Origin of the sequence: Neisseria sp. (assembly GCF_041804105.1) — a bacterium.
In the GTDB taxonomy this organism is placed as follows: Bacteria; Pseudomonadota; Gammaproteobacteria; order Burkholderiales; family Neisseriaceae; genus Neisseria.
This window is the reverse complement of sequence record NZ_JBHCJY010000079.1, coordinates 1-25,502: the sequence shown is the minus strand read 5'-3', so window position 1 is coordinate 25,502 and position 25,502 is coordinate 1. Positions and strand designations below refer to the sequence as shown.

Annotated in this window: 22 protein-coding genes; 9 read left to right on the top strand and 13 right to left on the bottom strand. The window is 55.8% G+C overall.

Annotated elements, in window-relative coordinates; genetic code table 11:
• On the top strand, positions 1-2,578 hold a 2,578-nt coding region (locus tag ACEYDX_RS07475), incomplete at its 5' end, for a DUF2339 domain-containing protein (protein ID WP_373741394.1).
• Between the two features lie 411 nt (positions 2,579-2,989).
• Here ACEYDX_RS07475 and adhP read toward each other — a convergent pair.
• The gene (adhP, locus tag ACEYDX_RS07470) at positions 2,990-4,027 is read right to left on the bottom strand and encodes an alcohol dehydrogenase AdhP (RefSeq protein ID WP_373741396.1); all 1,038 of its coding nucleotides are present in this window, start codon (positions 4,025-4,027) and stop codon (positions 2,990-2,992) included.
• Positions 4,028-4,444: 417 nt separating this feature from the next.
• On the opposite strand from adhP, the gene ACEYDX_RS07465 reads away from it, so the two are divergent.
• The gene (locus ACEYDX_RS07465; RefSeq protein WP_373741393.1) at positions 4,445-5,926 is read left to right on the top strand and encodes an aldehyde dehydrogenase family protein; all 1,482 of its coding nucleotides are present in this window, start codon (positions 4,445-4,447) and stop codon (positions 5,924-5,926) included.
• A 76-nt stretch (positions 5,927-6,002) separates the two neighbouring features.
• Here the strand turns inward: ACEYDX_RS07465 and ttcA are convergent, their stop codons facing one another.
• Entirely contained in the window at positions 6,003-6,962 is a 960-nt protein-coding gene (ttcA, locus tag ACEYDX_RS07460; RefSeq protein WP_373741392.1) for a tRNA 2-thiocytidine(32) synthetase TtcA, read from the bottom strand.
• A gap of 400 nt (positions 6,963-7,362) precedes the next feature.
• Here ttcA and ACEYDX_RS07455 point away from each other — a divergent pair, with 400 nt between their 5' ends.
• From ACEYDX_RS07455 to ACEYDX_RS07435, 5 genes are all read left to right on the top strand, one after another.
• Complete coding sequence (locus ACEYDX_RS07455; protein ID WP_373741391.1) at positions 7,363-7,635, top strand: ferrous iron transport protein A; 273 nt, start codon at positions 7,363-7,365, stop codon at positions 7,633-7,635.
• Positions 7,635-9,497 carry a ferrous iron transporter B gene (locus ACEYDX_RS07450; RefSeq protein ID WP_373741390.1) on the top strand — a complete coding sequence of 621 codons (1,863 nt, stop codon included), beginning with the start codon at positions 7,635-7,637 and terminating at the stop codon, positions 9,495-9,497. Before ACEYDX_RS07455 ends, ACEYDX_RS07450 begins: the two co-directional genes overlap by 1 nt.
• Complete coding sequence (locus ACEYDX_RS07445) at positions 9,497-9,643, top strand: FeoB-associated Cys-rich membrane protein (RefSeq protein WP_373741389.1); 147 nt, start codon at positions 9,497-9,499, stop codon at positions 9,641-9,643. The genes ACEYDX_RS07450 and ACEYDX_RS07445 overlap by 1 nt, the downstream gene beginning before the upstream one ends.
• A gap of 558 nt (positions 9,644-10,201) precedes the next feature.
• Positions 10,202-10,327 carry a hypothetical protein gene (locus ACEYDX_RS07440; RefSeq protein WP_373741388.1) on the top strand — a complete coding sequence of 42 codons (126 nt, stop codon included), beginning with the start codon at positions 10,202-10,204 and terminating at the stop codon, positions 10,325-10,327.
• 189 nt (positions 10,328-10,516) lie between these two features.
• Positions 10,517-11,860 carry an NCS2 family permease gene (locus ACEYDX_RS07435; RefSeq protein WP_373741387.1) on the top strand — a complete coding sequence of 448 codons (1,344 nt, stop codon included), beginning with the start codon at positions 10,517-10,519 and terminating at the stop codon, positions 11,858-11,860.
• Positions 11,861-12,094: 234 nt separating this feature from the next.
• On the opposite strand, the gene ACEYDX_RS07430 is transcribed toward ACEYDX_RS07435, so the two are convergent.
• The 5 genes from ACEYDX_RS07430 to ACEYDX_RS07410 form a co-directional block, all read right to left on the bottom strand.
• Positions 12,095-12,778, bottom strand: a complete 684-nt coding sequence (locus ACEYDX_RS07430; RefSeq protein WP_373741386.1) for a 2,3-diphosphoglycerate-dependent phosphoglycerate mutase — start codon at positions 12,776-12,778, stop codon at positions 12,095-12,097.
• Positions 12,779-12,922: 144 nt separating this feature from the next.
• Positions 12,923-14,053, bottom strand: coding sequence for a molecular chaperone DnaJ (gene dnaJ / locus ACEYDX_RS07425; protein ID WP_373741385.1), 1,131 nt, complete (start codon positions 14,051-14,053; stop codon positions 12,923-12,925).
• Between the two features lie 296 nt (positions 14,054-14,349).
• Positions 14,350-14,472, bottom strand: a complete 123-nt coding sequence (locus ACEYDX_RS07420; protein ID WP_373741384.1) for a hypothetical protein — start codon at positions 14,470-14,472, stop codon at positions 14,350-14,352.
• Positions 14,473-14,490: 18 nt separating this feature from the next.
• On the bottom strand, positions 14,491-14,628 hold the full coding sequence (locus ACEYDX_RS07415; RefSeq protein WP_373741383.1) for a hypothetical protein: 138 nt from the start codon (positions 14,626-14,628) through the stop codon (positions 14,491-14,493).
• Positions 14,618-14,683, bottom strand: coding sequence for a ComC/BlpC family leader-containing pheromone/bacteriocin (locus tag ACEYDX_RS07410; RefSeq protein WP_373741395.1), 66 nt, complete (start codon positions 14,681-14,683; stop codon positions 14,618-14,620). Before ACEYDX_RS07410 ends, ACEYDX_RS07415 begins: the two co-directional genes overlap by 11 nt.
• 447 nt (positions 14,684-15,130) lie before the next feature.
• Here ACEYDX_RS07410 and leuS point away from each other — a divergent pair, with 447 nt between their 5' ends.
• The gene (leuS, locus tag ACEYDX_RS07405) at positions 15,131-17,773 is read left to right on the top strand and encodes a leucine--tRNA ligase (RefSeq protein ID WP_373741382.1); all 2,643 of its coding nucleotides are present in this window, start codon (positions 15,131-15,133) and stop codon (positions 17,771-17,773) included.
• A gap of 413 nt (positions 17,774-18,186) precedes the next feature.
• Here leuS and ACEYDX_RS07400 read toward each other — a convergent pair whose 3' ends face one another.
• The 6 genes from ACEYDX_RS07400 to ACEYDX_RS07375 form a co-directional block, all read right to left on the bottom strand.
• Complete coding sequence (locus tag ACEYDX_RS07400) at positions 18,187-18,801, bottom strand: RDD family protein (protein ID WP_373741381.1); 615 nt, start codon at positions 18,799-18,801, stop codon at positions 18,187-18,189.
• 465 nt (positions 18,802-19,266) lie between these two features.
• Positions 19,267-20,229 (bottom strand): cell division protein, encoded by a 963-nt coding sequence (locus tag ACEYDX_RS07395; RefSeq protein WP_373741380.1) that lies wholly within the window; start codon positions 20,227-20,229, stop codon positions 19,267-19,269.
• Complete coding sequence (locus ACEYDX_RS07390) at positions 20,226-21,980, bottom strand: bifunctional biotin--[acetyl-CoA-carboxylase] ligase/type III pantothenate kinase (protein WP_373741379.1); 1,755 nt, start codon at positions 21,978-21,980, stop codon at positions 20,226-20,228. Before ACEYDX_RS07390 ends, ACEYDX_RS07395 begins: the two co-directional genes overlap by 4 nt.
• Positions 21,977-22,477, bottom strand: coding sequence for a D-glycero-beta-D-manno-heptose 1-phosphate adenylyltransferase (gene rfaE2 / locus ACEYDX_RS07385; RefSeq protein WP_373741378.1), 501 nt, complete (start codon positions 22,475-22,477; stop codon positions 21,977-21,979). The genes ACEYDX_RS07390 and rfaE2 overlap by 4 nt, the downstream gene beginning before the upstream one ends.
• 398 nt (positions 22,478-22,875) lie before the next feature.
• Complete coding sequence (locus ACEYDX_RS07380; protein WP_373741377.1) at positions 22,876-23,724, bottom strand: MBL fold metallo-hydrolase; 849 nt, start codon at positions 23,722-23,724, stop codon at positions 22,876-22,878.
• A 10-nt stretch (positions 23,725-23,734) separates the two neighbouring features.
• Positions 23,735-24,295 carry a cysteine hydrolase family protein gene (locus ACEYDX_RS07375; RefSeq protein ID WP_373741376.1) on the bottom strand — a complete coding sequence of 187 codons (561 nt, stop codon included), beginning with the start codon at positions 24,293-24,295 and terminating at the stop codon, positions 23,735-23,737.
• Positions 24,296-24,413: 118 nt separating this feature from the next.
• Here ACEYDX_RS07375 and ACEYDX_RS07370 point away from each other — a divergent pair, with 118 nt between their 5' ends.
• Positions 24,414-25,358 carry a GlxA family transcriptional regulator gene (locus tag ACEYDX_RS07370; protein WP_373741375.1) on the top strand — a complete coding sequence of 315 codons (945 nt, stop codon included), beginning with the start codon at positions 24,414-24,416 and terminating at the stop codon, positions 25,356-25,358.
• Positions 25,359-25,502 lie beyond the last annotated feature (144 nt).

Genomic DNA, 25,502 nt, shown 5'->3' with positions numbered 1-25,502 from the left:
TTATGTGATGGTGGCGGCGGCGGGTGTGGCGGCCCCGGCGGCGGGCTGGGGTTTGCAGAAACGCGGCCGCGAATACGGGCTCGTGTTGCAGGGTTTCGGCGTGGCGGTGATGTATCTCACGTCGCTGGCCGCGCTCAAGCTGCATCCGCTGCTGCCCGCCCCAGCCGTGTTCGGCACCATGGTTGCGCTGACCGTGTTGATGGCGCTGCTGGCGGTGCGGCAGAACGCGCTGGTTTTGGCGCAGTTTGCGCTGCTGGGCGGTTTGGCCGCGCCGGTACTGGTGTCGGACGGCAGCGGCAACTATCTGGTTTTGTTCAGCTATCTGGCGATTCTGAATGCGGGCGTGGCGGCGATTGCGTGGTTTAAGGCATGGCGTTCGCTCAACATCACCGGTTTCGTCGGCACGTTTACCATAGGCGCGGTTTGGGGCGCGGGCGCTTACACGCCGCAGCATTTCGCCACCACCGAGCCGTTCCTGATTTACCACTGGCTGCTCTATACGCTGATTGCCTGCCTGTTTGCCCGCCGCCTGCTGCGGGACAAACCTTACGAAGGCCGTCTGAAAGACATTCCCGACAATGCATCGCTGGCGCGCATGTGGCAAACGTTCTGCGCCTACGGCCTGCACGTCGACGCGCTCGACAGCACGCTGCTGTTCGGCACCGCGCTGGCCGCATTCGGGTTGCAATACCCGATGGTTGCAGCGTGGGAATACGGCGCGGCATGGTCGGCTGCCGGGTTTGCGGCGGTGTACGCGCTGCTTGCCGCCTTTTTCAGACAGCATGAACGGTTTGCCGTGCTGAAACAGGCATTCGCCGCGCTGGCCCTGCTGTTCGGTACGCTGGCCGTGCCGCTTGCGTTCGGCCAGCAATGGACGGCGGCGGTGTGGACGGTCGAAGCCGCGCTGGTTTACCTGTTCGCCCTGCAACAGCGGCAGCCGCACACGCGCCTGATTGCGCTGGGCGTGTATGTGCTGGCGGTGCTGACACAGCTTGAAGATTATTCATGGGCAGACAGCGCCGCAGGCCGGATGCTCGAAGGTTCGCTGTTCGGCACGGTATTGGCGGCCGTCGGCGGCGGCCTGATGTATTGGCTGTGGTTTGCCCGCCGCCGCAACGGTTCGGCGGTGTGGGAAAAACATTTTCAGACGGCCGTATTGTCGCTGGCGGTGCTGCATGCCGCGCTGCTGCCGTTCATACTGTTTGCCGAACGCGGCAGCATGGTTGCAACGGCGGTGTTGGCGGCGGTATGGGCTTGGTGCGCGCGCCGTTCCGGTTCTTCCGTATTCGCAAGCGCAACCGCCTTGTCCGGCATCACGGCGGGTCTGCTGCTGGTTGACGTTCTGTTGCTGTTTTCTTCCGACAACTTCATCCTGCCGGCCTTGGCCTGCACGGTACCGATGCTGTGGGCGGCTTATGCGCTGCAAAAACCGCCGTCTGAAAACTTTGCCAACGGTTTTATCCGCAACGCAGGCCGGGTTCAGCTTGCCGCCGCGCTCGGCTTCGGCGTGTTTGCCGTATGGAACGGCCTCGGCCGCATCGAAACCGGCAGTCTGGCGTGGCTGCGGCCTACATGGTGGACGCTGCCGCTGTTTGCGCTGCCGTTGGCCGTTGCCGCCAAGCGCAGCGGCTGGACGCAGCTGCTGTGCGTATTGCCGCTGTTTACCGCAACCTTCGCATGGACTGCCTTCCTGTACGACTTCCCGCAATGGCCGTGGGCAGGACTGCTGGTCTTGACGGCGGGCAGCGCGCTGCATTTCTATCTCTTGAACGCGTTGCCGTCCCGCAAACATGCCGAAACGCTGCACGCCGCCAGCTTGCTGCTGTTCGGCACGCTGTGGACGAAATTCGTCGGCACGCTCGGTGATGCCCATCTCGGCGGCGTATGGGCGCAGCTTGCATGGGCTGCCGTACCGTTTGCCTTGTGGCTGGTGCTCTACGCCAAACGCAACGGCCCGTTTATCGGCGCGAACCGAACCGCCTATTGGCACATCGGTAGCGCCGTCTGCGCCGCCGCACTTGCCGCATGGCTGCTGTGGGTTAACATCGTCCGCCCGTCCGCCCCAGCACCGCTGCCTTATTTCCCGCTGGCCAACCCGCTTGAAATCGCCTCCGCCGCCATGCTGTGGCAGGCCTTCCGCTGGCTTGGCGCATGGACGCCGCAAAACTGGCCGGAAGCCGACAAGCGGCGGATTTATGCCGTTCCGCTTGCGCTGGCATTCGTCTTCCTGAGCGCAGGCGTGATGCGCGTGTGGCACTTCTTCGGCGGCGTCGAGTGGAACATCGCCACCCTGCTGGCCTCCTTCGGCCTGCAAGCCAGCCTGTCGATTGTCTGGGCGCTGACCGCCATCGTCCTGATGGTGCGCGGCAACCAATCCCGCCGCCGCACGCCGTGGGTTATCGGCGCATCGCTGATGGGCGTGGTCGTCGTCAAACTGTTCTTGGTGGAATTGGGCAACAGCGGCGGCATCGCCCGTATCGTTTCCTTTATCGTTGTCGGCCTGCTGTTGCTGCTCGTCGGCTGGTTCGCCCCCGTACCGCCGAAAGACGGAGAAGAAAAAGAAGAAAAAACGGAGTAAAACCCGCAGGAAAACCGTTCGGTACGGTGTTGCGGAAACATATGTCTCAAACAAAAGGCCGTCTGAAAACTTTCAGACGGCCTTTATATATTTGAAATATAAAAAAGTTCATATAAAACAGCGTCTTAAAAGACAGCACACGGATAATGTGTTGATTCGCACGCCATCTTTAAATAACCGTCATTCCCGCGCAGGCGGGAATCCGGACTTTTGAAATTCCGGCACTTTCCAAAACAACCCTGAATATTGCCCATCAGCTGATTCACCACACCCGCAACAAACGGAGAAGAAAAAGCGGAGTAAACATCTCATGAAAACCGTTCGGTGCAGTGTTGTAAAAACATACCCCATAAAGCAAAAGGCCGTCTGAAAACATTTTCAGACGGCCTTTGTCAAACGCTCAAACGTTTATCAATGGTTGCCGCAGCCGCAGCTTGCTTTCATGTCGATAACCATACGGCCTTGGATTTTGCCGTCGCGCATTTCTTGGAAAATCGCGTTGGTTTCGTCGAGCGTGCGTTTTTGAACCACGGGCACGACGATACCTTCGGCGCCGAATTGGAACGCTTCTTCCAAATCTTTGCGCGTACCCACCAGCGAACCGACCACTTCGATACCGTCGAGCACGATGCGCGGAATCGACAAGTCCATGGTTTCGGGCGGCAGGCCGATGGCCACCACGCGGCCGCCTGCGCGTACGGCGTCAACTGCCGAATTGAAGGCGTTGCGCGATACGGCGGTAACCACCGCAGCGTGCGCGCCGCCGACTTTTTCCTGAATCACTTTGGCAACGTCTTCTTTGGCGGCATTGATGGCCAAATCCGCGCCCACTTCTTTGGCCAAAGCCAGTTTGTCGTCGTTGATGTCGATGGCAATCACATGCGCGCCGAACACTTTTTTCGCGTATTGAACGCCCAAGTTGCCCAAGCCGCCTGCGCCGTAGATGGCAATCCATTGGCCGGGACGAACACCTGAAACTTTGATGCCTTTGTAGGTGGTTACACCCGCGCAGGTAATCGAACTGGCTTGTGCGGGGTCGAGGCCGTCGGGCACTTTCACCGCGTAGTCTGCATCAACGATGCAGTGCGTGGCCATGCCGCCGTCGGCGGTGTAGCCTGCGTTCAGCACGGTGCGGCAAAGGGTTTCGCGTCCGGTGTTACAGTATTCGCAGGAGCCGCAGCTTTTGAACAGCCATGCGATGCTGACGCGGTCGCCTTTTTTCAGTTTGGTTACGCCGGGGGCGACTTCGGTTACGATACCGATGCCTTCGTGACCCAATACGCGGCCGGGTTTTTGACCATAGTCACCGGCGGCAACGTGCAGGTCGGTATGGCATACGCCGCAATATTCCACTTCTACCAGTGCTTCGTTGGTTTCCAGCGGGCGGATTTCACGTTCGATAATATCTACGTTGCCGTCGCTGTTTTGGGTAACAACTGCTGCTTTCATTTTTGCCATGGTTCTTCTCCTTGTGGAATGGGAAAACGGGGTTGACGCTCAGAATCCGCGCCTTTGCCGTCTTACAAGCGTCATCCGGATTCCGACCATTCCAGTATGCGCCCGCAAAACGGCGGTTGTCAATACCCGAAATCAAGCTATCCTTTTGAAATCAAAAAAGAAAATGTTATACCATAACATTAACACTTTAACGTGACTGCGTAAAAATATATTAAGGCAATCATGTTTTTCAGGCGGCCTGATGCCGCGCAAACCTATTGTTGACAAGAAAACTAAGATTTATACCGTTATGCTGTAAGAATGTTTCTTGGCGGAACGGCTTGAAGTGGCCGGCAAAAAGTTTTAAGCTGAAACACGAGTCCGCAAAGACTTGCAACCAAACAACGAACGATACTCAGGAGAACCATCATGGCAAAAGATTTAAACGTGTTTGACAAAGAATACGGCCTGCTGATCAACGGCGAATTCACCAAAGGCAGCAAAGGCGAGCTGATGGCGTCGTACAATCCGTCCAACGGGCAGGAGCTGGCCAAATTTGTCGATGCGACCAACGAAGACGTGGATGCCGCCGTTGCCGCCGCGCAGGAAGCGTTCAAAACGTGGAAAAAAACCACCGTTACCGAACGCGCAGCCATTCTCAACCAAATCGCCGACGTAATCGACGAAAACGCCGAACTGTTTGCCCTGCAGGAAACGCTCGACAACGGCAAACCCATCCGCGAAACCCGCGCCGCCGACATTCCGCTGGCTTCCGACCACTTCCGCTATTTCGCTGGCGTGATTCGCGGCGAAGAAGGCACGGCCACCCAACTGGACGAAGAAGATTTGTCCATCGTATTGCGCGAGCCCATCGGCGTGGTCGGCCAAATCATTCCTTGGAACTTCCCCTTCCTGATGGCCGCATGGAAAATCGCTCCCGCCTTGGCCGCAGGTTGCACCATCGTATTGCACCCGTCTTCCAGCACGTCCCTGAGCCTGTTGTCTTTCGCTCAAAAAATCAATCATTTGCTGCCTAAAGGCGTGTTCAACGTGATTACCGGCAAAGGCTCGAAATCCGGCGAATACATGCTGCACCACAAAGGCTTCAACAAACTGGCCTTCACCGGCTCAACCGAAGTCGGCCGCCACATCGGTATCGCCGCTGCCGAAATGCTGATTCCGGCCACGCTGGAACTGGGCGGAAAATCGGCCAATATCTTCTTCGACGACATGCCGTTCGACAAAGCCCTCGAAGGCGCGCAAAAAGGCATTTTGTTCAACCAAGGCCAAGTCTGCTGCGCCGGTTCGCGCATTTTCGTGCAGGAAGGCATTTACGACAAATTCGTTGCCGCCCTTGCCGAAGAGTTTAAAAAAGTGAAAGTCGGCCTGCCTTGGGAAGACGACACCCAAATGGGCGCACAGGTCAACGCCGCCCAAATCGAAACCATCACCAAATACGTGAAAATCGGCGAACAGGAAGGCTGCCGCATCATCACGGGCGGTAAAAAAGTCGAAGGAGAACTCGCTTCCGGCGAATTCTACGAACCGACCCTGATTGCAGCCGACAGCAACGACGCGCGCGTATCGCAGGAAGAAATCTTCGGCCCCGTAGCCACCGTGATTAAGTTCAAAACCGAAGAAGAAGTCATCAAAATGGCCAACGATTCGGAATACGGCTTGGGCGGCGGCGTGTGGAGCAAAGACATCAACCGCTGCCTGCGCGTATCCCGCGCCCTCGAAACCGGCCGCGTTTGGGTAAACTGCTACAACCGCCTGCCCGCACACGCCCCATTCGGCGGCTATAAAACCTCAGGCATCGGCCGCGAAACCCACAAAATGATGCTGGCCGCGTACACGCAGGTGAAAAACATCTACATCTCCACCCGCGAAGAGCGCGAAGGCATGTATTGATTTGATGCTTTAAACGCGTAAACAAAGGCCGTCTGAAAACACGTTTCAGACGGCCTTTAATCTTTCGGCAACCGGTTCAACCTCTGCAATCCGTTTTCGGCCTACTGGCCAGAATGTTGATGACTTTCCTTTCAGACGGCCTGATTTTGATTTCGTTGCCGTCTTTGTCTTCGAGGCCGTCTGAAAAGCGTTCCGGTACGTTTTCGCGGTCGAATGCCAAATCACCGCCGTGTTTCAGGGTTTGGCCGCGCTGTAGACCTGCGAAATCAAAGAGTTCGGTGTCGGCCAAATGTGAGGGCACGACGTTTTGCAGGGCGGAAAACATGGATTCGATGCGGCCGGGAAAGCGTTTGTCCCAGTCTTTGAGCATATCGCCGATGACTTGGCGTTGCAGATTGGGCTGCGAACCGCACAGGTTGCACGGAATAATCGGGAACTGTTTCAGTTCGGCGTATTTAATCAGGTCTTTTTCTTTGACATAAGCCAGCGGGCGGATGACGATGTGTTCGCCGTTGTCGCTCACGAGCTTGGGCGGCATGGCTTTGAGTTTGCCGCCGTAAAACATATTGAGAAACATGGTCGCCAGAATATCGTCGCGGTGGTGGCCGAGGGCGATTTTGGTGCAGCCCAATTCTTTGGCGGTGCGGTAGAGGATGCCGCGGCGCAGGCGGCTGCACAGTGAGCAGGTGGTCTTGCCTTCTTCCAACACGCGTTTCACGGTGGAGTAGGTGTCTTCTTCGACGATTTTGTAGTCCACGCCGATGGATTCGAGGTATTCGGGCAGAACGTGTTCGGGGAAGCCGGGCTGTTTTTGGTCGAGGTTGACGGCAACAAGGCTGAACTCAATCGGCGCGCTGGCTTGAAGCTGGCGCAAAATGTCCAAGAGCGCGTAGCTGTCTTTGCCGCCGGAAAGACAGACCATGATTTTGTCGCCGTTTTCAATCATGTTGAAATCGTTGATGGCATCGCCGACGGCGTGGCGCAGGCGTTTGTTGAGTTTGTTGTTTTCGAGTTCGTGTTTCGGTTTTTTGGACATGGTTCGTGCCGGACATCGGGGAAAAATCAAGGCGGGTATTGTACTGGAAAACGGCAGGGGCGTGGGTTTCAGACGGCCTTTCCGCTGCGGTCGGCCATCCGGTGTTTCCCGTAAGCAAAGATATCTGCCGCCTTCTGATACCTGTTTGCCCGACGGTTTTTCCGAGGGCCGTCTGAAAACGGTTTTCCGTTTGTCCTGATGCTGTTGATTTACATCATAACAATTGAAATATGACAATCAAAACGGTTTGAAACAACATTGCTTTTTTAGCAGAGAAGAACTATTATTGTTTTGAAGAAAACAATAATTCATTTATATCTTTTCCGGTATTTGTCCGATTTTTACGGCTGTCTTACAGTTTCCGTTTGCTGAATCCAAAATAAAACGATGGGAGATACTGATGAAATCCGTGCCGTTGTCCCGACTTCCTTTGGGCGTTTCCGCCCGCATCGAATCCATTGTGGAAAATCCTGTTTTCGGAAAGCTTGACCGCATGGTCGGCCGCCGTTTGGCCGATTTGGGCTTTTCAGACGGCATGCCTGTTACCGTGATTGCGCTGGGGCCGTTCGGGAAAGGCCCGTATGCGGTGCGTTTGGGCAATCTTTCGCAGTTTTCCCTGCGCAATGCCGAAGCCGACAAAATCATCTGCTGCTTTGAGGAAGGAGGTGTGTGATGGATTTGGCTTACTATGCTTTGCTCGGCGCGCCCAACTGCGGCAAAACCGTGCTGTTCAACGGCCTGACCGGTTCGAACGCGAAAGTGGCGAATTATCCGGGGGTAACGGTTGACCGCCGCGAGGGGGTGTTTGTAAAAAACAAAAACGTCCGCATCATCGACCTGCCGGGTACTTACAGCCTGCGTACCACCAGTCTCGACGAACAGGTGGCCTGCGATGTGCTGCTGGGCAAGATGGGCGTGCGCCCCGACGCGGTGATTGCGGTGGCGGATGCCACCAACCTGCGCATGACGCTGCGGATGGTGTTGGAACTGAAAACGCTCGGCCTGCCGATGGTGGTGTCACTGAACCTGAGCGATGTTGCCAAAGCGCGCGGCTTGCAGATTGACCGTGAAAAATTGAGCGCGCTTTTGGAAGTGCCGGTTTTGGAAACGGCAGCCATCCGCAAAGAAGACATCGAAGCGGTATGCGAAGCGGTGGAGAAAATGCCGCGCAAGGTTGCCGCCGTATTGGATGCGGACGAAGCGGTGCGGCGTTTGGAACAACTGGACAGCCAAGCCATGTATGCCCAAGTGGAATCGATTCTGCAGCAGGTGGTGCGGCACAATATGGAGCTGCCGCAATGGCACCGCTCGCTGGACAATCTGGTGATGCACCGCGTATGGGGGCTGTTGCTGCTGGCCGCGGTTTTGCTGTTGGTGTTCCAAGCCGTTTACACATGGTCTGCGCCGTTGATGGACGGTATCGAAGGCGCGTTCGGCGTGTTGGGCGAATGGGTGCAGACGGTGGTTCCCGCTGGCGTGTTGCAGGATTTGCTGGTTGACGGCGTGATTGCCGGTATCGGCAGCGTTTTGGTGTTCCTGCCGCAGATTGCCATCCTGTTTGCCTTTATCCTGCTGCTGGAAGATTCGGGCTATCTGCCGCGTGCGGCCTTCCTGCTCGACAACCTGCTGTCGCGCACGGGTTTGTCCGGCCGCGCCTTTATTCCGCTGCTGTCGAGCTTCGCCTGTGCCGTGCCTGCGGTCATGTCGGCCCGCACCATCCAAGACCCGCGCGAACGGCTGGTAACGATTATGACCGCACCGATGCTGACCTGTTCCGCCCGCCTGCCCGTTTACGCACTGATTATCGCCGCCGTGATTCCCCAGCGCACCGTGTGGGGCGTGTTCAACCTGCAAGGGCTGACGTTATTCGGGCTGTATGTCGCGGGCGTGGTTTCCGCCGCGCTGACGGCCTATGTCATGAAACGGCTGGCACGGCGCAACGGCAACGTGCAGCAGTTTCCGCTGCTGATGGAACTGCCCACGTTCCGCATGCCCAATTTCAAACACATCGCGAAAAACCTGTGGGAACATGTCAGCGCATTCCTGAAACGCGCGGGTACGGTCATTTTCGCCCTGAGCGTGATTCTGTGGGCGTTGACCAGTTTTCCAGCCAAACCGGCAGGCGCGGCGGGTGCAGACATCGATTACAGTTTGGCCGGCACAATCGGCCGCTTTATCGAACCGTTGTTTGCCCCGCTGGGCTTCACTTGGGAAATGTGCATCGCCATGATTCCGGGCATTGCCGCCCGCGAAGTGGTGGTGGCCGCACTCGGCACGATTTACTCCGTCAGTTCGGATTCGGAAGAAGTGGTACAGAACGCGCTGATTCCGATTGTGAACAACAACTGGGGGCTGCCGACCGCATTTGCTTTTCTCGCATGGTACATCTACGCGCCGATGTGCATGGCCACGCTCGCCGTGATTAAGCGGGAAACCAAATCCACTGCGAAAACATTAGGCATTACCGTCTATCTGTTTGTTCTGGCTTATGTATTCGCTTTTGCCGTTTACCAGATTACTTCGAGGATTATGTGATGGAACAATATATCATCGTCGGCATCATCGTTGCCGCCAGCATTGCCTACATCTTGCGCAAATTCGTATTCAAACCCAAACGCAGTTCCGGTTCTCCTTGTCCGGGGTGCGGAAAATGCGGGGGCAGTTCCAAGGGCTGCGGTTAACCTGATTTAAGCTTTTGTTTTAAAAAAGCAACAAGGCCGTCTGAATTCAGACGGCCTTTTGCCTTATTTCATGTTAAATAAACAATCTTTATCAAAACAGGGCTTGCCATTGAGTGCATAAACCCCTATATTGAGACCCGACCCAAAAACAAGCCCCGCCGCGTAAAGAACATGCGCGGCAGATTTCCCGACCATAATAAGTCTTTAACATTAAGAAAGGAAACAGAAATGCAACATCGCAGAAGACTCGCGGTTTTCCAAGCATCCAAACGCTCGTTCAACCGCAAACCTGTCGAATCTGTCCGCAGCACGCGCTGAAGCGTTCGGCAGATTCTCCCTTAAAAACGCAGGCCGTCTGAAAAACAGGCGGCTTTTTTGCGGCCTGCGTACAAAGCTGTTCCAAACCATCTTCCACCGTATTTCCGCAATCCGTCCGAAAACGGAATGTCTGCCGCACATCCGCAAACACATAAACTTGAAAGCCATGATTCCCGTACAGACGGGAAACCGCAGAAGCGGAACAAGAAAATTCCGCCGTTTTCAGACGGCCTAAAAACCATGCACGGATTTTGCCTGTGCGGAAATAACGGCCACGGGAAAAACTTCCCCACCGCTTCGCAAGTTTATCCGCCGCAATCTTCCGGTTCGCGCAGCCCCATAATGCCCGATACCGAATCCGAATAAAGCCGGATGGCCGGAACACCACCGGCCGAAAAAAGGCCGTCTGAAATCCGAAACGGAACGGCTGTCCCATACAGGCCGCCCACCTGTTCAGACGGCCTGCCGCCGTGTAAACACCCTGTCAGCTTTACGTAAATTTCCGTATAATCCGCGCTTCCTGTTTTTCCTTTCAATCCTGCGGAAATCCTGAAAATGAACAATCCGAACAACAGCCTGCTCGAACGCCTGTTCCAACTGAGCAAACACGGCACCACCGTGCGCACCGAGCTTTTGGCAGGTTTCACCACTTTTTTGGCCATGTGCTACATCGTCATCGTCAACCCGTCGATTCTGTCGCTTACCGGCATGGATTTCGGCGCGGTGTTCGTGGCCACCTGTATTTCCGCCGCCATCGGCTGCTTCGTGATGGGCCTGTTCGCCAACTACCCCATCGCACTCGCCCCGGGCATGGGTCTGAATGCCTACTTTACTTTCGCAGTGGTCAAAGGCATGGGCGTGCCGTGGCAGGTTGCGCTGGCGGCGGTGTTCATGTCGGGCATCATCTTTATCTTGTTCAGCTTTTTCAAAGTACGCGAAATGCTGGTCAACGCGCTGCCGATGAGCCTGAAAATGGCGATTGCCGCCGGTATCGGCCTGTTTCTCGCGCTGATTGCGCTGAAAAACTCCGGCATCATCGTTGCCAACGAAGCCACGTTGGTCGGCATGGGGCAGCTCTACATCATGACCGCCGACGGCAGCAAATCCGCCAACTGGCCGGTGTTGCTGGCATTGTTCGGTATGTTCATCACCATCGCGCTCGACTATTTCCGAGTGCGCGGCGCGATGATTATCGGCATTTTCACCATCACCGTGATTGCCATGGCGTTGGGGCTGGCCGAATTCCAAGGCATCGTCGCCCCGATTCCCAGTCTCGAACCCACCTTCATGCAGATGGATTTCAACGGCCTGCTCAACGGCAGCCTGATTGCCGTCGTATTCGTCTTTTTCCTGGTTGACCTGTTCGACAGCACCGGCACTCTGGTGGGCGTTTCCCACCGCGCAGGCCTGCTGGAAAACGGCAAACTGCCGCGCCTGAAACGCGCCCTGTTCGCCGACTCCACCGCGATTGTCGCGGGCGCGGCTTTGGGCACCTCATCCACCACGCCCTATATCGAAAGCGCGGCAGGCGTATCCGCCGGCGGACGCACCGGCCTGACCGCTGTTACCGTAGGCGTGTTACTGCTGGCCTGCCTGTGGTTCGTGCCGCTGGCCAAAGCCGTACCCGCTTTCGCCACCGCTCCCGCACTGCTCTACATCGGCGTACAGATGATGCGCTCGGCCATCGAAATCGACTGGCAGGACATCACCGAAGCAGCCCCCGCCTTCCTCACCATCGCCTTCATGCCCTTTACCTATTCCATCGCCGACGGCATCGCCATGGGCTTCATCAGCTACGCCGCCATCAAACTCCTGTGCGGCCGTGCCAAAGACGTACCCGTCATGGTATGGATCGTCGCCGTGGCTTGGGCGGCGAAGTTCTGGTTTTTAGGCGCATAAAACGTGAAGCCGTAGCAAAACCAAGTCTATTATTCGCAAAGGCCGTCTGAAAAATTTTTCAGACGGCCTTTGTTTTGGAACTGAAAAGCGGCGACAACTATTCCGGTCTGCACCAAACCAGCTCCTCTGTCTGCCGCACCTTTCAACCGATACCCTTTTCACAAGTATGGAAAAGGGCGTCTGAAAACCTCTTTCAGACGGCCTTTATGGTCAATCTAAAGCAAATCCGACACCTTACAGATAAAACTTCTCAACCACTTTCAAATTTTCGTCCAGCTTGTACACCAGCGGCTGTCCGGTGGGGATTTCCAAACCCATGATGTCTTCGTCGCTGATGCCTTCGATGTGTTTGGCCAGTGCGCGCAGGCTGTTGCCGTGGGCGGCGACGAGTACGCGTTTGCCGCTCAGGATGGCGGGGGCGATGCGGTCTTCCCAGAAAGGCAGGACGCGTTCGAGCGTTACTTTCAGGTTTTCGCCGTCGGGAACGACATCGGCGGGCAGATTGGCGTAACGGCGGTCGTTGTGGGCGGAGAATTCGTCTGCGGGGTCGAGCAGCGGCGGCAGCGTGTCATAGCTGCGGCGCCAGATGTGCACTTGTTCGTCGCCGTATTTTTCGGCGGTCTGTTTTTTGTCCAATCCCTGAAGCTGGCCGTAGTGCCGCTCGTTCAAACGCCAGGATTTTACCTGCGGCACCCACAGTTGGTCGGATTCTTCCAAGACGATGTTGCAGGTTTTGATGGCGCGGGTGAGCACGGAAGTAAAGGCGATGTCGAACTGGTAGCCTTTTTCTTTCAGTTTCTTGCCTGCTGCTGCGGCTTCGGCCAAACCTTGTTCGCTCAGTTTGACATCGCGCCAGCCGGTAAACAGGTTTTTGGCGTTCCACTCGCTCTGGCCGTGGCGGATAAAGACTAATTCCATGTGTTTGCTCCTGTGGGGTGGGTTTCGGAAAGTGGCTATTTATAACATATTTTCGGCATTACAGCCCCTTTCAGGCGGCCTGCCTTGATTTGGATTAAGGCCGTCTGAAAAGTTTTTCAGACGGCCTTAGGATTTGATATCGGGTTATTCGAACAAATCGCCTACTTTGTCCCAAAACGATTTTTTGCGCGGGGTCTGGCTGCGGTCGAGACCGGTGGAGATTTTTTCAAACTCTTCCAGCAGCTCTTTCTGGCGGTCGGTCAGGTTGACGGGGGTTTCCACCAGCACATGGCAGTACAGATCGCCGACGGCGTTGGAGCGCAACGATTTGATGCCTTTGCCTTTTACGCGCATGCGGCGGCCGGTTTGGGTTTCTTTCGGGATGTTGAGCTTGACCTTGCCTTCCAGCGTGGGTACTTCCACCTCGCCGCCGAGTGCGGCCACGGCGAAGCTGATGGGCAGTTCGCAGTGCAGATCCAAGCCGTTGCGCTCGAAGATTTTGTGTTCTTTCACCCGCACGTTCACATACAAATCACCTGCAGGCGCACCGTGCGTACCCGGTTCGCCCTCGCCGCTCAAGCGGATGCGCTGGCCGTCGTCGATGCCTGCGGGAATGTTGACTTCGACGGTTTTGCTGGTTTTGGTTCGCCCCTCGCCGCGGCACTTCACGCAAGGATCTTTGATTTCCTTACCCGTGCCTTGGCAGGTCGGACACGTTTGCTGCATCTGGAAAATGGCCTGGCGGATGTGAACCGTACCGCTGCCGTGGCAGGTGGAACAGGTGCTGGCCGACGTACCGGGTTTCGCACCGCTGCCATGGCAGACGTCGCATTCTTCGTAGGTCGGGATATTGATGCGTTTCTTAATGCCTTTGGCGGCTTCCTCGAGCGTGATTTCCACACCCACCTGCAAATCGGCACCGGTATAGTCACGCTGCCGCCCACCGCCTCCGCCGAACATCTGGCTGAAAATATCGCCGAAGTCGAAGCCCTGCGCGCCGCCGAACCCGCCGAACCCTCCGCCGAATCCGCCTGCGCCTCCCATGCCCTGTTCGAACGCGGCATGGCCGAACTGGTCGTAAGCCGCGCGCTTTTCCTTGTCCGACAACGTGTCGTAGGCTTTCTGTATTTCTTTGAACTTGTCTTCCGCTTCCTTATTGCCCGGATTACGGTCGGGATGGTATTTCATCGCCAGCTTGCGGTAGGCTTTTTTGATTTCCTCGTCGCCAGCGCCTTTTGCCACGCCGAGCGTTTCGTAAAAGTCTTTATTGCTCATGATTTGTTCGGTTGTCTGATAATGGAGAATGGCTCTGCAAATATGGGCGGAGGCGGGGAAATCAAGAGGAAAAGGCCGTCTGAAAAGGAACGGTATCGTAAGATACTTTCAGACGGCCTTTTTCGGTTGTGCGGCCTGCATACGGCCATGCTTCCCTTGGGAGACTACCTGCGCAACCTGAAAACAGCGGGCAAATACCCGATTCATATGCTTTTAAGTCAAAAAAACGGAGAAAACCTCTCCGGCTTTCTCCATAGATAAACGGAAGAAGCAGGCCGCTTCTTCCGTTTGAACCCTCAGTCCCGCTCCTCCTGCCGGCCGAAACCGACCGTACGACGCGGATAAAAACCGAATTGCTCGGGCAGCCAGGCTTCGCCTCCTGCCACCTGTTCCAATTCTTTCAAACCTAAAGGTTTCATAATCGCACAACCGTCCGATTAGTTGTTGCGGGCAGCGTTACGGGCACGTCTCCAAGAGTCGCTCAGGCTGCCGTTGTCAGACAAACCGTCGTCGAAAGCTTTCCAGCCGTCCCTTACGTCGTCTTTCAGGTCGCGCAAGTCTTCTTTAGAAGTCATTCCAGCTGTAACCGCCGGCTACTTGTTCCAGTTCATGCTGTTTCAGGGTTTTCATAATCAACTCCTTCAATAATCTAAATGTTTAATCGGTATCGGATGCCGAATTTCAGGCACCGATGTCTGTGTGGCAACGGCTTTCCGATTTCGTTCCCCGTTATCGGGTTATATTTCCGAAAAAACGGTTTAAATTCTTTTTACCGCACAGGCATTTATATTCTGTATACATCATAACGGATTCTGTCGGACATGCCGTATGACGGAGGTTTCGGGGCATTGCGGCACAAAAAAGTCATGATAAATTATTTTTATGGTTATTGTCATGCAAGGAAAATCGGGTGTGTTTGTGTTAATCCGTACAGAAGAGTTTGTCCGACCATTGGTGCGGGGGTGCGCAGAGGCCGTCTGAAAAACATTTTCAGACGGCCTTTGTTCGCCCCCCGCTCTTGCGAATCGGCTATAATCCACGTTTTGATTTTTACAACATTTCCAAAGCAGAACCATCATGCAAGAACATTACCAGCCCTCCGCCGTCGAACCCGCCGCACAAGCGAAATGGGACGGCGCGCGCCTGTTCAACGTTACCGAAGACACGTCCAAGCCGAAATACTACTGCCTGTCCATGTTCCCCTACCCCAGCGGCAAGCTGCACATGGGGCATGTGCGCAACTACACCATCGGCGACGTGCTGAGCCGTTTCAAGCTGCTCAACGGTTTCAACGTGTTGCAGCCGATGGGTTGGGACGCGTTCGGCATGCCGGCGGAAAACGCCGCCATCGACCGCAAGGTTGCGCCGGCGGCGTGGACTTACGACAACATCGCCTATATGCGCAAGCAGTTGAAATCGCTCGGCTTTGCGTTCGACTGGGAACGCGAGCTGGCCACCTGCACACCCGAGTATTACCGTTGGGAGCAATTGCTGTTTACCAAGCTGTTTGAAAAAGGCATCGTTTACCGCAAAAACGGCACGGTCAACTGGGATCCTGTCGACCAAACCGTGCTGGCCAACGAGCAGGTCATCGACGGGCGCGGCTGGCGTTCGGGCGCGTTAATCGAAAAGCGCGAAATCCCGATGTACTACTTCAAAATCACCGATTACGCCGAGCAGCTGCTGGCCGATTTGGACGACCTGAACTGGCCGGAACAGGTGAAAACCATGCAGCGCAACTGGATCGGCAAATCGCGCGGCATGACCGTGCGCTTCGCCGTGGCCGACGACAGCAAAACCGGTTTGGAGGGCGATTACGCGCAGTTCCTGCAGGTCTATACCACCCGTCCCGACACGCTGATGGGCGCGACTTATGTGGCCGTGGCCGCCGAACATCCGCTGGCTGCCGCCGCCGCTGCCGACCAGCCCGAATTGCAGGCGTTTATCGCCGAGTGCAAGGCGGGCAGCGTGGCCGAAGCGGATATGGCGACGATGGAGAAAAAAGGCGTGCCGACCGGCCGCTATGTCATCAATCCGCTTAACGGCGAACGCTTGGAAGTGTGGATTGCCAACTACGTTTTATGGGGCTACGGCGACGGCGCGGTGATGGCCGTGCCCGCACACGACGAGCGCGATTTCGAGTTCGCCAACAAATACAGCCTGCCGATTAAACAGGTGATTGCGGTGGGCGACGATGCATTCGACGCAACGCAATGGCAGGATTGGTATGCCGACAAAGAAACAGGCCGTCTGAAAAACAGCGGCGAGTTCGACGGCATGGATTTTCAGACGGCCTTCGATAAAATCGGCGAAAAACTGCAAAGCCTGAACGCGGGCGAACCGAAAACGCAATACCGCCTGCGCGACTGGGGCATCTCGCGCCAACGCTACTGGGGCTGCCCGATTCCGATTATCCATTGCGAAAGCTGCGGCGACGTACCCGTGCCGGCCGACCAGCTGCCCGTGGTGCTGCCCGAAAACGTCGTGCCCGACGGCTCCGGCTCGCCGCTGGCGAAAATGCCCGAGTTTTACCAAACTACATGCCCCTGCTGCGGCAAACCCGCCAAGCGCGAAACCGACACCATGGATACCTTTATGGAATCGAGCTGGTATCAGTTCCGCTATATGTCGCCCAAGTTTTCAGACGGCATGGTCGCCCCCGAAGCCGCGCAATACTGGCAGCAGGCCGACCAATACATCGGCGGCATCGAACACGCCATTCTGCACCTTCTGTACGCCCGTTTCTTCACCAAACTGATGCACGGCGAAGGCATCGTCGCCGTGAAAGAACCGTTCCAAAGCCTGCTCACGCAGGGCATGGTGTTGCAGGCCACCTATTACCGCGAGCCGGAAGGCGGCAAAAAACAATGGTTCAACCCCGCCGAAGTGGACGTGCAAACCGATGAAAAAGGCCGCCCCGTTTCCGCCGTATTGCGTGCCGACGGCCAACCCGTCATCATCGGCGGCGTGGAAAAAATGTCGAAATCCAAAAACAACGGCGTTGACCCGCAGGAACTGATCGATGCATACGGCGCCGACACCGCGCGGCTGTTCATGATGTTCGCCAGTCCGCCCGAACAGTCGCTCGAATGGAGCGACAGCGGCGTCGAAGGCGCGCACCGCTTCCTGCGCCGCCTGTGGCGCACCGTGTACGAATTCAAAAACAGCGGAGCCGCCGCCCAAGCCTTTTCAGACGGCCACGACAGCCTGCCGAAAGCGCTGAAAGACCTGCGCCGCAAACTGCACGAAACCATCGCCAAAGTCAGCGACGACTACGGCCGCCGTTTGCAGTTCAACACCGCCATCGCCGCTGTGATGGAACTGCTCAACCAGTTCGACAGCTGTAATAAAAATGGCGACACCTCGGGCGAGCAAGGCCGTGCCGTGGCGCAGGAAGTGCTCGAAGCCGCCGTGCGCCTGCTGTGGCCGATCGTGCCGCATATCTGCGAAGCCCTGTGGAGCGAACTGAGGCCGTCTGAAACCTTATGGGCGGCAGGCTGGCCGCAAGCCGACGAAGCCGCGCTGGTCAAATCCGAAATCGAAATCATGGTGCAGGTCAACGGCAAACTGCGCGGCAAAATCACCGTCGCCGCCGATGCGCCGAAAGACCAAATCGAAGCCGCCGCACTCGCCACCGACGGCGCGGTGAAATTCATGGAGGGCAAAGCACCGAAAAAAGTGATTGTCGTGCCGGGTCGTTTGGTCAACATCGTGGTGTGATGTTCGGAGGTTTTTGAAACGGGTTGATGCCCGCAAACGGAAAGGCCGTCTGAAAAAGTTTTCAGACGGCCTTACTTTACTTACAGCCTTTATTCAGCCATACAGACGGGAAGTCGTGAGAACAGCAAACCATGAATCTGAACCCGTGTTCATTTCCGTCAAATGTTACCGACCGTTCAGGTCTGGATTCCCGCCTGTGCGGGAATGACGGTGGATATGTTTTATAGCGGAATAAAATAAGAAAAATACAAGGCGGCAAACCGAAGACAGTACAGATAGTACGGCAAGGCGCAAACAACGCTGTAGTTTTCTGATTTTATTTCACTATATATTTCAACGGAATAATACCTGTCTGAAGAAGCAGCAGTTGCACGAAACCCGTTTTTTCAGACAGGCCTTGTTGCATCCTGCGGCTAATCCGTCCGGCTGCTTTCGCCCTCCAGCACCACCCGCGTACCGAAAAACAAATCCTGCAAACTGCGCCGCTGCGGATGAATGCAGAATGAAAGCATGTTCACCAGTAGCGGCAGCAATGCCAATCCAGCCCAGTGCCATACCGACATTTCCGACCAAACGGATGCCGTGGCAAACAGCAGCAGGTTATACGTTATGAAAAGAAAAACATTCCAAAACAGCATAGTGCGGACAAAAGCCTGTTCCTGAGGCGGTAAAATCCTGCCGTCCTTACCCAATACCTGCAAACGCATGATTTTTCCGCCCAAACTGCGGCCGGTGAGCAAAATATAAATATAGGCCGTCGCTTGGGTCCCTGCACAGGTGGCAAGCACGGTCAGGCCGTATATCAGTACGCCTACCAATAAAACGATGAAAAAACCGCCGGGAGAGCCGGCCTCTTCCAGCGCGGCTTCGCTGGGCGTGAAAGCATTGCTGAATACGGCGAAAACAAGGGTTCCTAAGACGCCGGCAACCGCTGCGCAGGCCGCCAGATTAATCAGTCCCGCAACAATCCGCCGCCATATTGGCGCGTTTTTGAAAGGAATATAGATTGGATTTTTGTTATCTGACATTTTTGAATGAACTAAGTAAGACATTTAAAAGGGGATGAAACAGACATCCTGCCACATTTTCTGTCTGCAACGCAGTACAAAAAACCGAAGAAGTTTTCTTTGGATACTCTTTTAGTTTACAGTGAGTTATCTTTATTTCTGTAGATCAGCGGAAATACTAATTCTACGTCAGCCCCAAAAATTTTCAGACGGCCTTTCTGTATTTGCCGACTTTATTCAGCCATACGAACAGGGAGCCGTAAGAACAGTAAACCATGAATTTAAACCTGTGTTTGTTTCCATCAAATGTTGCCGACCATTCAGGTCTGGTTTCCCGCCTGCGCGGGAGTGGCGGCAGAGATATTCGGCTTGGAAAATCTGTTTGCCATCCCAATGATGTCTCATTCAGTTTCTCCAAAACCCCAGGCCGTCTGAATTTTTCAGACGGCCTGTTTGACGGAATCACCGGATTTGCCGGCGGCGGCTTTACTTGCAGTTTTTCACGTTCAGGTTGCCGTAACGCCCTACCACGGCGCGGATGTCTTGGGCGGTTTGGGCATCGACGGAAGTGAAGGTAACGTGCATCCGAGCCACGCTCAGTGCGCCCGAACCGCCGATATTGCTGCTGTCCATCTGTTCCATGATGTGCGCGCCGCCGAAGCCCGAAGCGCGCAGGCGGGAAATCAGGACTTGGGCGGAAGAGCGGCTGCGGGTAACGGCAATGCTGATTTCGCCGTTGTGCGCGCTGCCGCCGAAACCTTTGGCGTTCAGGCTTTCCAAACGGGCATCGATGTCGCCGCCGCCGGGAACGAGTACGCGGTAGGTTCTGACCGCGCCCTGCTGCCGGGTCTTGCTGCTGCGCTGTTCGACGCTGCGGGTGGCTGCGTGCGGCCAGCGGTTGAGCAATCCTTTGAGGCGGTGGTAGTCGTCTTCGTCGAGGCTGATGGCGGCGGTGGAACACTGCTGCGCGCGGGCGGGTCTTTCAGACGGCATATCGGCGTTGTCGGCTTGTTCACGCCTGGCTTTGGCTTCGCGTTTGGCTTTTTCTTCCTTTTCCTTTTTCTCTTTTTCTTTGGCCAGCTTGTCGGCTTTTTCCTTTTCCGCCTTTTCTTTCTCGGCTTTGGCTTTGGCGGCTTTTTCTTCTTCGGCTTTCTGTTGTGCGGCATCCTGCGGAACGGCTGCGGAAACGGCAACCGACGCTGCTTCAGGCTCCGGGGCGGGTTCCGATGCGGAAGAAACGGCGGGGGCGGAAGACGCTACCCATTCGGGTGCGGCGGGCGGGGCAGATGCGGGCGTGAGCGCAACGGTCGGGGGAGGCTGGAGTTCGTGTGTGCCGCTCTCAATCGGGGCTTGGGCGGTTTTTTGTGCGTTGTTTCCCAAACGTGTCGCCACCATGCTGCCGAACACGGCGATATTGATGGCAACCAGCAATGCGAAAAGCCATTTCATTTTTGTTCTATCCAGTTGAGTAATCCGTAAAGCACTAGATTATCTACAATTTTAACTGTGTTGTCCAAAACAAAAGACTCGGGCAGCGACTGCACCACTTTGGCCGCGCCGCCGCCGGTAATAATCACGTCGACAGGGGTATCCGCGCCGCTTTTTTCTTTCAGACGGCCGTGCATCAGAATGAGTGCGCCGCAGACGGCATCCATCATGCCTGCGGCCAGCGCATTGGGCGTGGTGGTGGGAAAAGGATACACTTTGCCGATGGGGCGGTTGAGGTTTGCGGTTTTCAAAGCCATGGCTTCTTTCATCAGGTGGAAGCCGGGCATGATGGTGCCGCCGAGATAGTGGTTGTCGGCAGTCAGCGCGTCGGTGGTGACGGCGGTTCCACAGCTTGCGACCACGCAGGCATTGGCGGTGAAACGGCGGCTGCCCAAGGCGTTGAACCAACGGTCAGCACCGTGTTCGGCCGGATTGCGGTAATGGTTGCGGATGCCGAGTGCGTGCGGCATCGACGGCAGCCATTCGACAACCGTGTCGCCGAACTGCTCCTGCACCAGGGCTTTTTTGGCATCGCCGCACACGGCGCAACCGGCCACGCGCACCGCCCCGTCGGGCTTGCTCCGCCACGCCTCGCCCAATGCCGACAAATCGCGGTAAGGCGCGCGCGACACTTCGCCGATGACGCCGTTTTCCACCCAAGCCCATTTCAGGCGGCTGTTGCCCGCATCCAACAGCAGATAGCGTACGGGCGCGGCAGGCGGCGGGGGCGGCGGATTGTCGTCGGGACGCAGGCTGATTTCGCCGCACACAATCCGCTTCTCGCCTAAGGCCGTCTGCAGTCGCAGCGAACCGTCGGCACACACGCCGTTCACCGTGCCTTCATGCTGCACAACGCCGTCTGAAATCAGCAGCACGGGGCGGCCGGTATCGCGGTTGGCCGCTTCGTATTCCTGGATAAACGGTGTAAAACCCTGCCGTTCAAACGCATCGAACAACGCAGAGGTTTCCGCCAAAACCGCTTCCAAAACGCGGAGTGCCGCAACCCCGCCCCGAGAGGCCGTCTGAAAAAGCGCCTGCACCGATGCCGCGTGTTCCACTTCTTTCGGCAACACGAAATTGATGCCGATACCGACCACGGCCACGGTTTTGCCGCCGCTGCGCACGCTTTCGATCAGGATGCCGCCGAGCTTGTCGCGCCCCACGGTCAAATCGTTCGGCCATTTGATCTGTATTTCCGCACCCAATTGCGCAAACGCACGGTGGCAGGCCAGCGCCGCCAACAGCGGCAGTGCCGACAATTCCTGCTGCGGCTTGTCGAACGCCCAGCCGAAACTGAACATCAGGCATTCGCCCAAACGGTTCTGCCAGCTCCGGCCCTGCCGCCCGCGCCCCTTGCTCTGATGATGAGCCACGCACAGAAAACGGTGTGCCGCCGCCGCATCATTGCGTGCCCTTTCGAGCACGACATCGTTGCTGGATTCGCACTCGTGCATCAAGGCCGTCTGAAAACCCAGCTTCTCCCCTGCCCGCACCAGTCCGGCTTCGTCAAACACCGCCAGCGGCCGCACCAGCCGCCATTGTCCGTCATGCTGGCGCAGCAGGCCGCGAATGTGCGGCGGCATCTGCTGCCAAATGCCGTTGAGCTGTTGCGGCGGCACGCCCGTCAGCCGCGCAAGCTGAGCGACATGTTGCGGCAGGCCGTCTGAAAGCGCCGCCAAAAGCTGACGGTATTGCGGTTTGTCCAACATCATCCGCCCTTCGCCGCACGGATTTTTTCCAACGTTGCCGTGGTGGAAGTTTGATGCAGAAACGGAATCGAAAACACCTTGCCGCCGCGCGCAAGCGTTTCCGCCGCACCCACGATTTTATCCACAGGCCAATCGCCGCCTTTCACCAACACGTCCGGCTTCACAAGTTCAATCAGTTCAGACGGCGTATCCTCGTCGAACCACGTAACCAAATCCACACAACCCAGCGCCGCCGCCACCGCCGCACGGTTTTCCAGCGGATTCACCGGCCTGTCGCTCCCCTTTCCCAAACGCCGCACCGACGCATCCGTATTCAACGCCAACACCAACGCCGCCCCCGCCGACCGCGCCTGCGCCAAATAAGTCGCATGGCCGCGGTGCAGAATGTCAAAACAGCCGTTGGTAAACACCAACGGACGCGGCAACGCATCCAAACGCGCCGCCAAATCCTCGGGCGCACATATTTTCCGCTCGAAGTCGGGAACAGGCCAAACCGTCATTTCAAAGCCTTTCGGGATAGGGTTCAGGATAGGCGAATGATACCGAAGCAGGGGCAAAAGGGAAAGCAAGGCCGGCGGTTTCAGACGGCCTGCAATTGTCGGATAAGCCGTCGGAGCAACATTGAGCCGTTCAGAACCAATTGCAGACCTGCAATACAACATGCCGTCTGAAATCTTTTTTCAGACGGCATTACTCATCACTTTCAACAGTAACTCTTCACAGGCGGTTTTTTACGGTAAGGCAGCAACCTCGGCCATAACGGCAATCCATGTCCCCAAAACAAGGCACAATCGGTGTACAGGCAAATAGATTCAGATTTTTTAACATCCCCAAGAAAATACCGCACTCAAGGCCGTCTGAAAAAACTTTCAGACGGCCTTTCCGATTTGCTTTTGCGTCAATACTTCAACACTTCCCCTTCTTTCGGCACGCTGACGCGCTTGCCTAGGCGGTTGGCTTTGACAAACGCGCGCAGGTCGCGGCGGCTTACCGTGGCATGGTTGACTGCATCCATGTGTACGGTAACGATTTGTGCATTCGGGGCTTTTTGTGCGGCGGTCAGCACATCCTGCCTGCCCATGATGATGGCACCTTCGAAGCCTTGCAATTTGGCTTCTCCGGTGTTGAGTACAATCACATCGGGACGGTAGTTTTGCAGCGCATGGTCAACATGGTAAGTCCACAGCGTATCGCCGGCGATATACAGCGTTTTTTCTTTATTGTGCCGGAACACCACGCCCATTGCATCGCCTGCCAATTCGGCCAGCTGCGGTACGGCATACATGGCATCCGTACCGTGCTGCCCGCCGGTTTTGGAGAGTTTCACGCCATTGAAGTCGGTGTTCTTACCGACTACGCGCACATCGGTAAAACCCTGACCACGGATAATTTTTGCATCACCTGCGTTCTGCACGAAAACGGGGATGTTTTTCGGCAGCATTTCTTGGGCGGCTTTGTCCCAATGGTCGTCGTGGGTATGGGTAACAATGACCGCATCTATGTCCTTGATAATTTCTTTCGCAGACTGTTTCATATCAATCAAAGGGTTACGCTTTTCGCTGTTCACCGTACCTTCAAAACCGGTATATGTGCCTTTCGGAGCAAGATAGGGATCGACCAGAAAGGTTGTGCCGCCGTAAGTGATTTTGGCGGTGGCGTTGCGGATGTGTTGATAGTCGAAGGCATAGGCCGTCTGAAACAGACCGGTACTTAGCCCCAAAGCAAGCAATATGGGACGGATTTTCATTTTGTTCCTTTTATTTCAGCTCGTTAATCAGATTTTCTGCCGTATCCGTTTGGGCATAGGCAAACGCCAGCGCGGCCATATAGGCGGCATGGACTTGTTCGGCAGGCACGACTTTGCCGTTGAATTCCAAATCGCGAGTCGCGCAGGCATCGTGTGCAACCGCGCATTGGAAACCGAAATCACAGGCGGCACGAACGGCGGCATCGATGCACATATGGCTCATGGCTCCGGCAACAATCAATTTTTCAATACCTTGTTTTTTCAGAATTTCCAACAACTCCGTGTCTCGAAAACTGTTGATTTGGTGTTTGATGACGACGGCTTCGCCTTCAATCGGGGCAACGCTGGCATGAATTTCCGCACCCTGCGTGCCTTCGCCGAAAAACGGGGCGTTTTCTCCTTGGAAAACATGCCGGACGTGTACAACGGGCAAGCCTTTGGAACGGAATGCCGCCAGCAGCTTCGCAGCCTTGTCGGCAGCTTGTTCGGTTTGGTGCAGCGGGAATTTTGCGCCGTTAAAAGTGGGGAAATAATCGTTTTGAAAATCAACAATCAACAAAGCGGTTTTCATTACATTTCTCCTGCGGTCGGGTTAAAAACAGCTGTATTTTGCTGAAAAATGTTCCCGGAAAAAATTGACTTTTCTGACAATAAGCGAAAGAATCAGGCCAAATTTTACGGATGCCGCCATGAATCCTCCACCCAAAATCGGCCTGCTGTTCCTGCCGCAAGTCAAACTGTTCCATTTTTCCGTGCCGCAGATGGTCTTCGGCGATATGCTGCCCGAAAAACTGTTCGATCTCTATATTCTGAATGCAGAACCGGACAGGCCGTCTGAAATCCTTCTGCCTTGCGACGGAGGGCTGGAGCTGACGTCGCAGATGGATATTCTTGTGGTGGCAGGTTGGCACGACATTACTGAGCCGCCGTCCGAACCTTTACTCAAGGCTCTGATTCAGGCTTATCAAAACGGTGCAACGCTGGTCGGTTTATGCTACGGCACTTATGCGCTGGCCTACTCGGGGCTGCTCGACGGCAGAAAAGCGGCTACCCATTGGGCTGGCGAAGACGATTTTGTGCGCCGTTTTCCGCAAGTGCAACTCGACACCAATGCGCTTTATGTAGACGACCACCGCCTGATTACCTCGGCAGGCACGGCGGCGGGTTTAGACTGCTGCCTTTATATCGTGCGCAAGTTTTACGGCAGCCGTATTGCCAACAAAATCGCCCGACTGATGGTTGTACCGCCGCATCGTGAAGGCGGACAGGCTCAATTCATCGACAATCCTGTGCGCTACTCAGGAAAAGACAGCCGACTCAATACGCTGATTGAAACCGTCCGCCAAAATCCTGCGGCCGATTACCATATTGACGACTTAGCCGTACAACTTGCCATGAGCCGCCGCACTTTTACCCGCCGTTTCCAGAAAACAATGGGCATCAGTTTTACCCAATGGCTCATTAGTCTACGCCTGCAAAACAGTTTGGAACTGCTGGAAAATTCCGCACTTTCTATCGAGCAAATCAGTGTACAGACAGGATTTCACAATTCCGTCAGCTTCCGCCAGCATTTTAAAGAACGCTACCAAGTCAGCCCCAACACATGGCGGAGAACATTTGCAGACCGAGAATAAAGCAGGCTGAGACCTTTGCGAAATACCAGCTACTCCATCCAAACGGTTACCTGAACAATCAAGGTAACCGTTTTTTCATTTTCAGACGTGTTTCTCGTCCATATTTCCCCCAATTAGCCCCTTTATCGGGGTGCCCATTGCCTT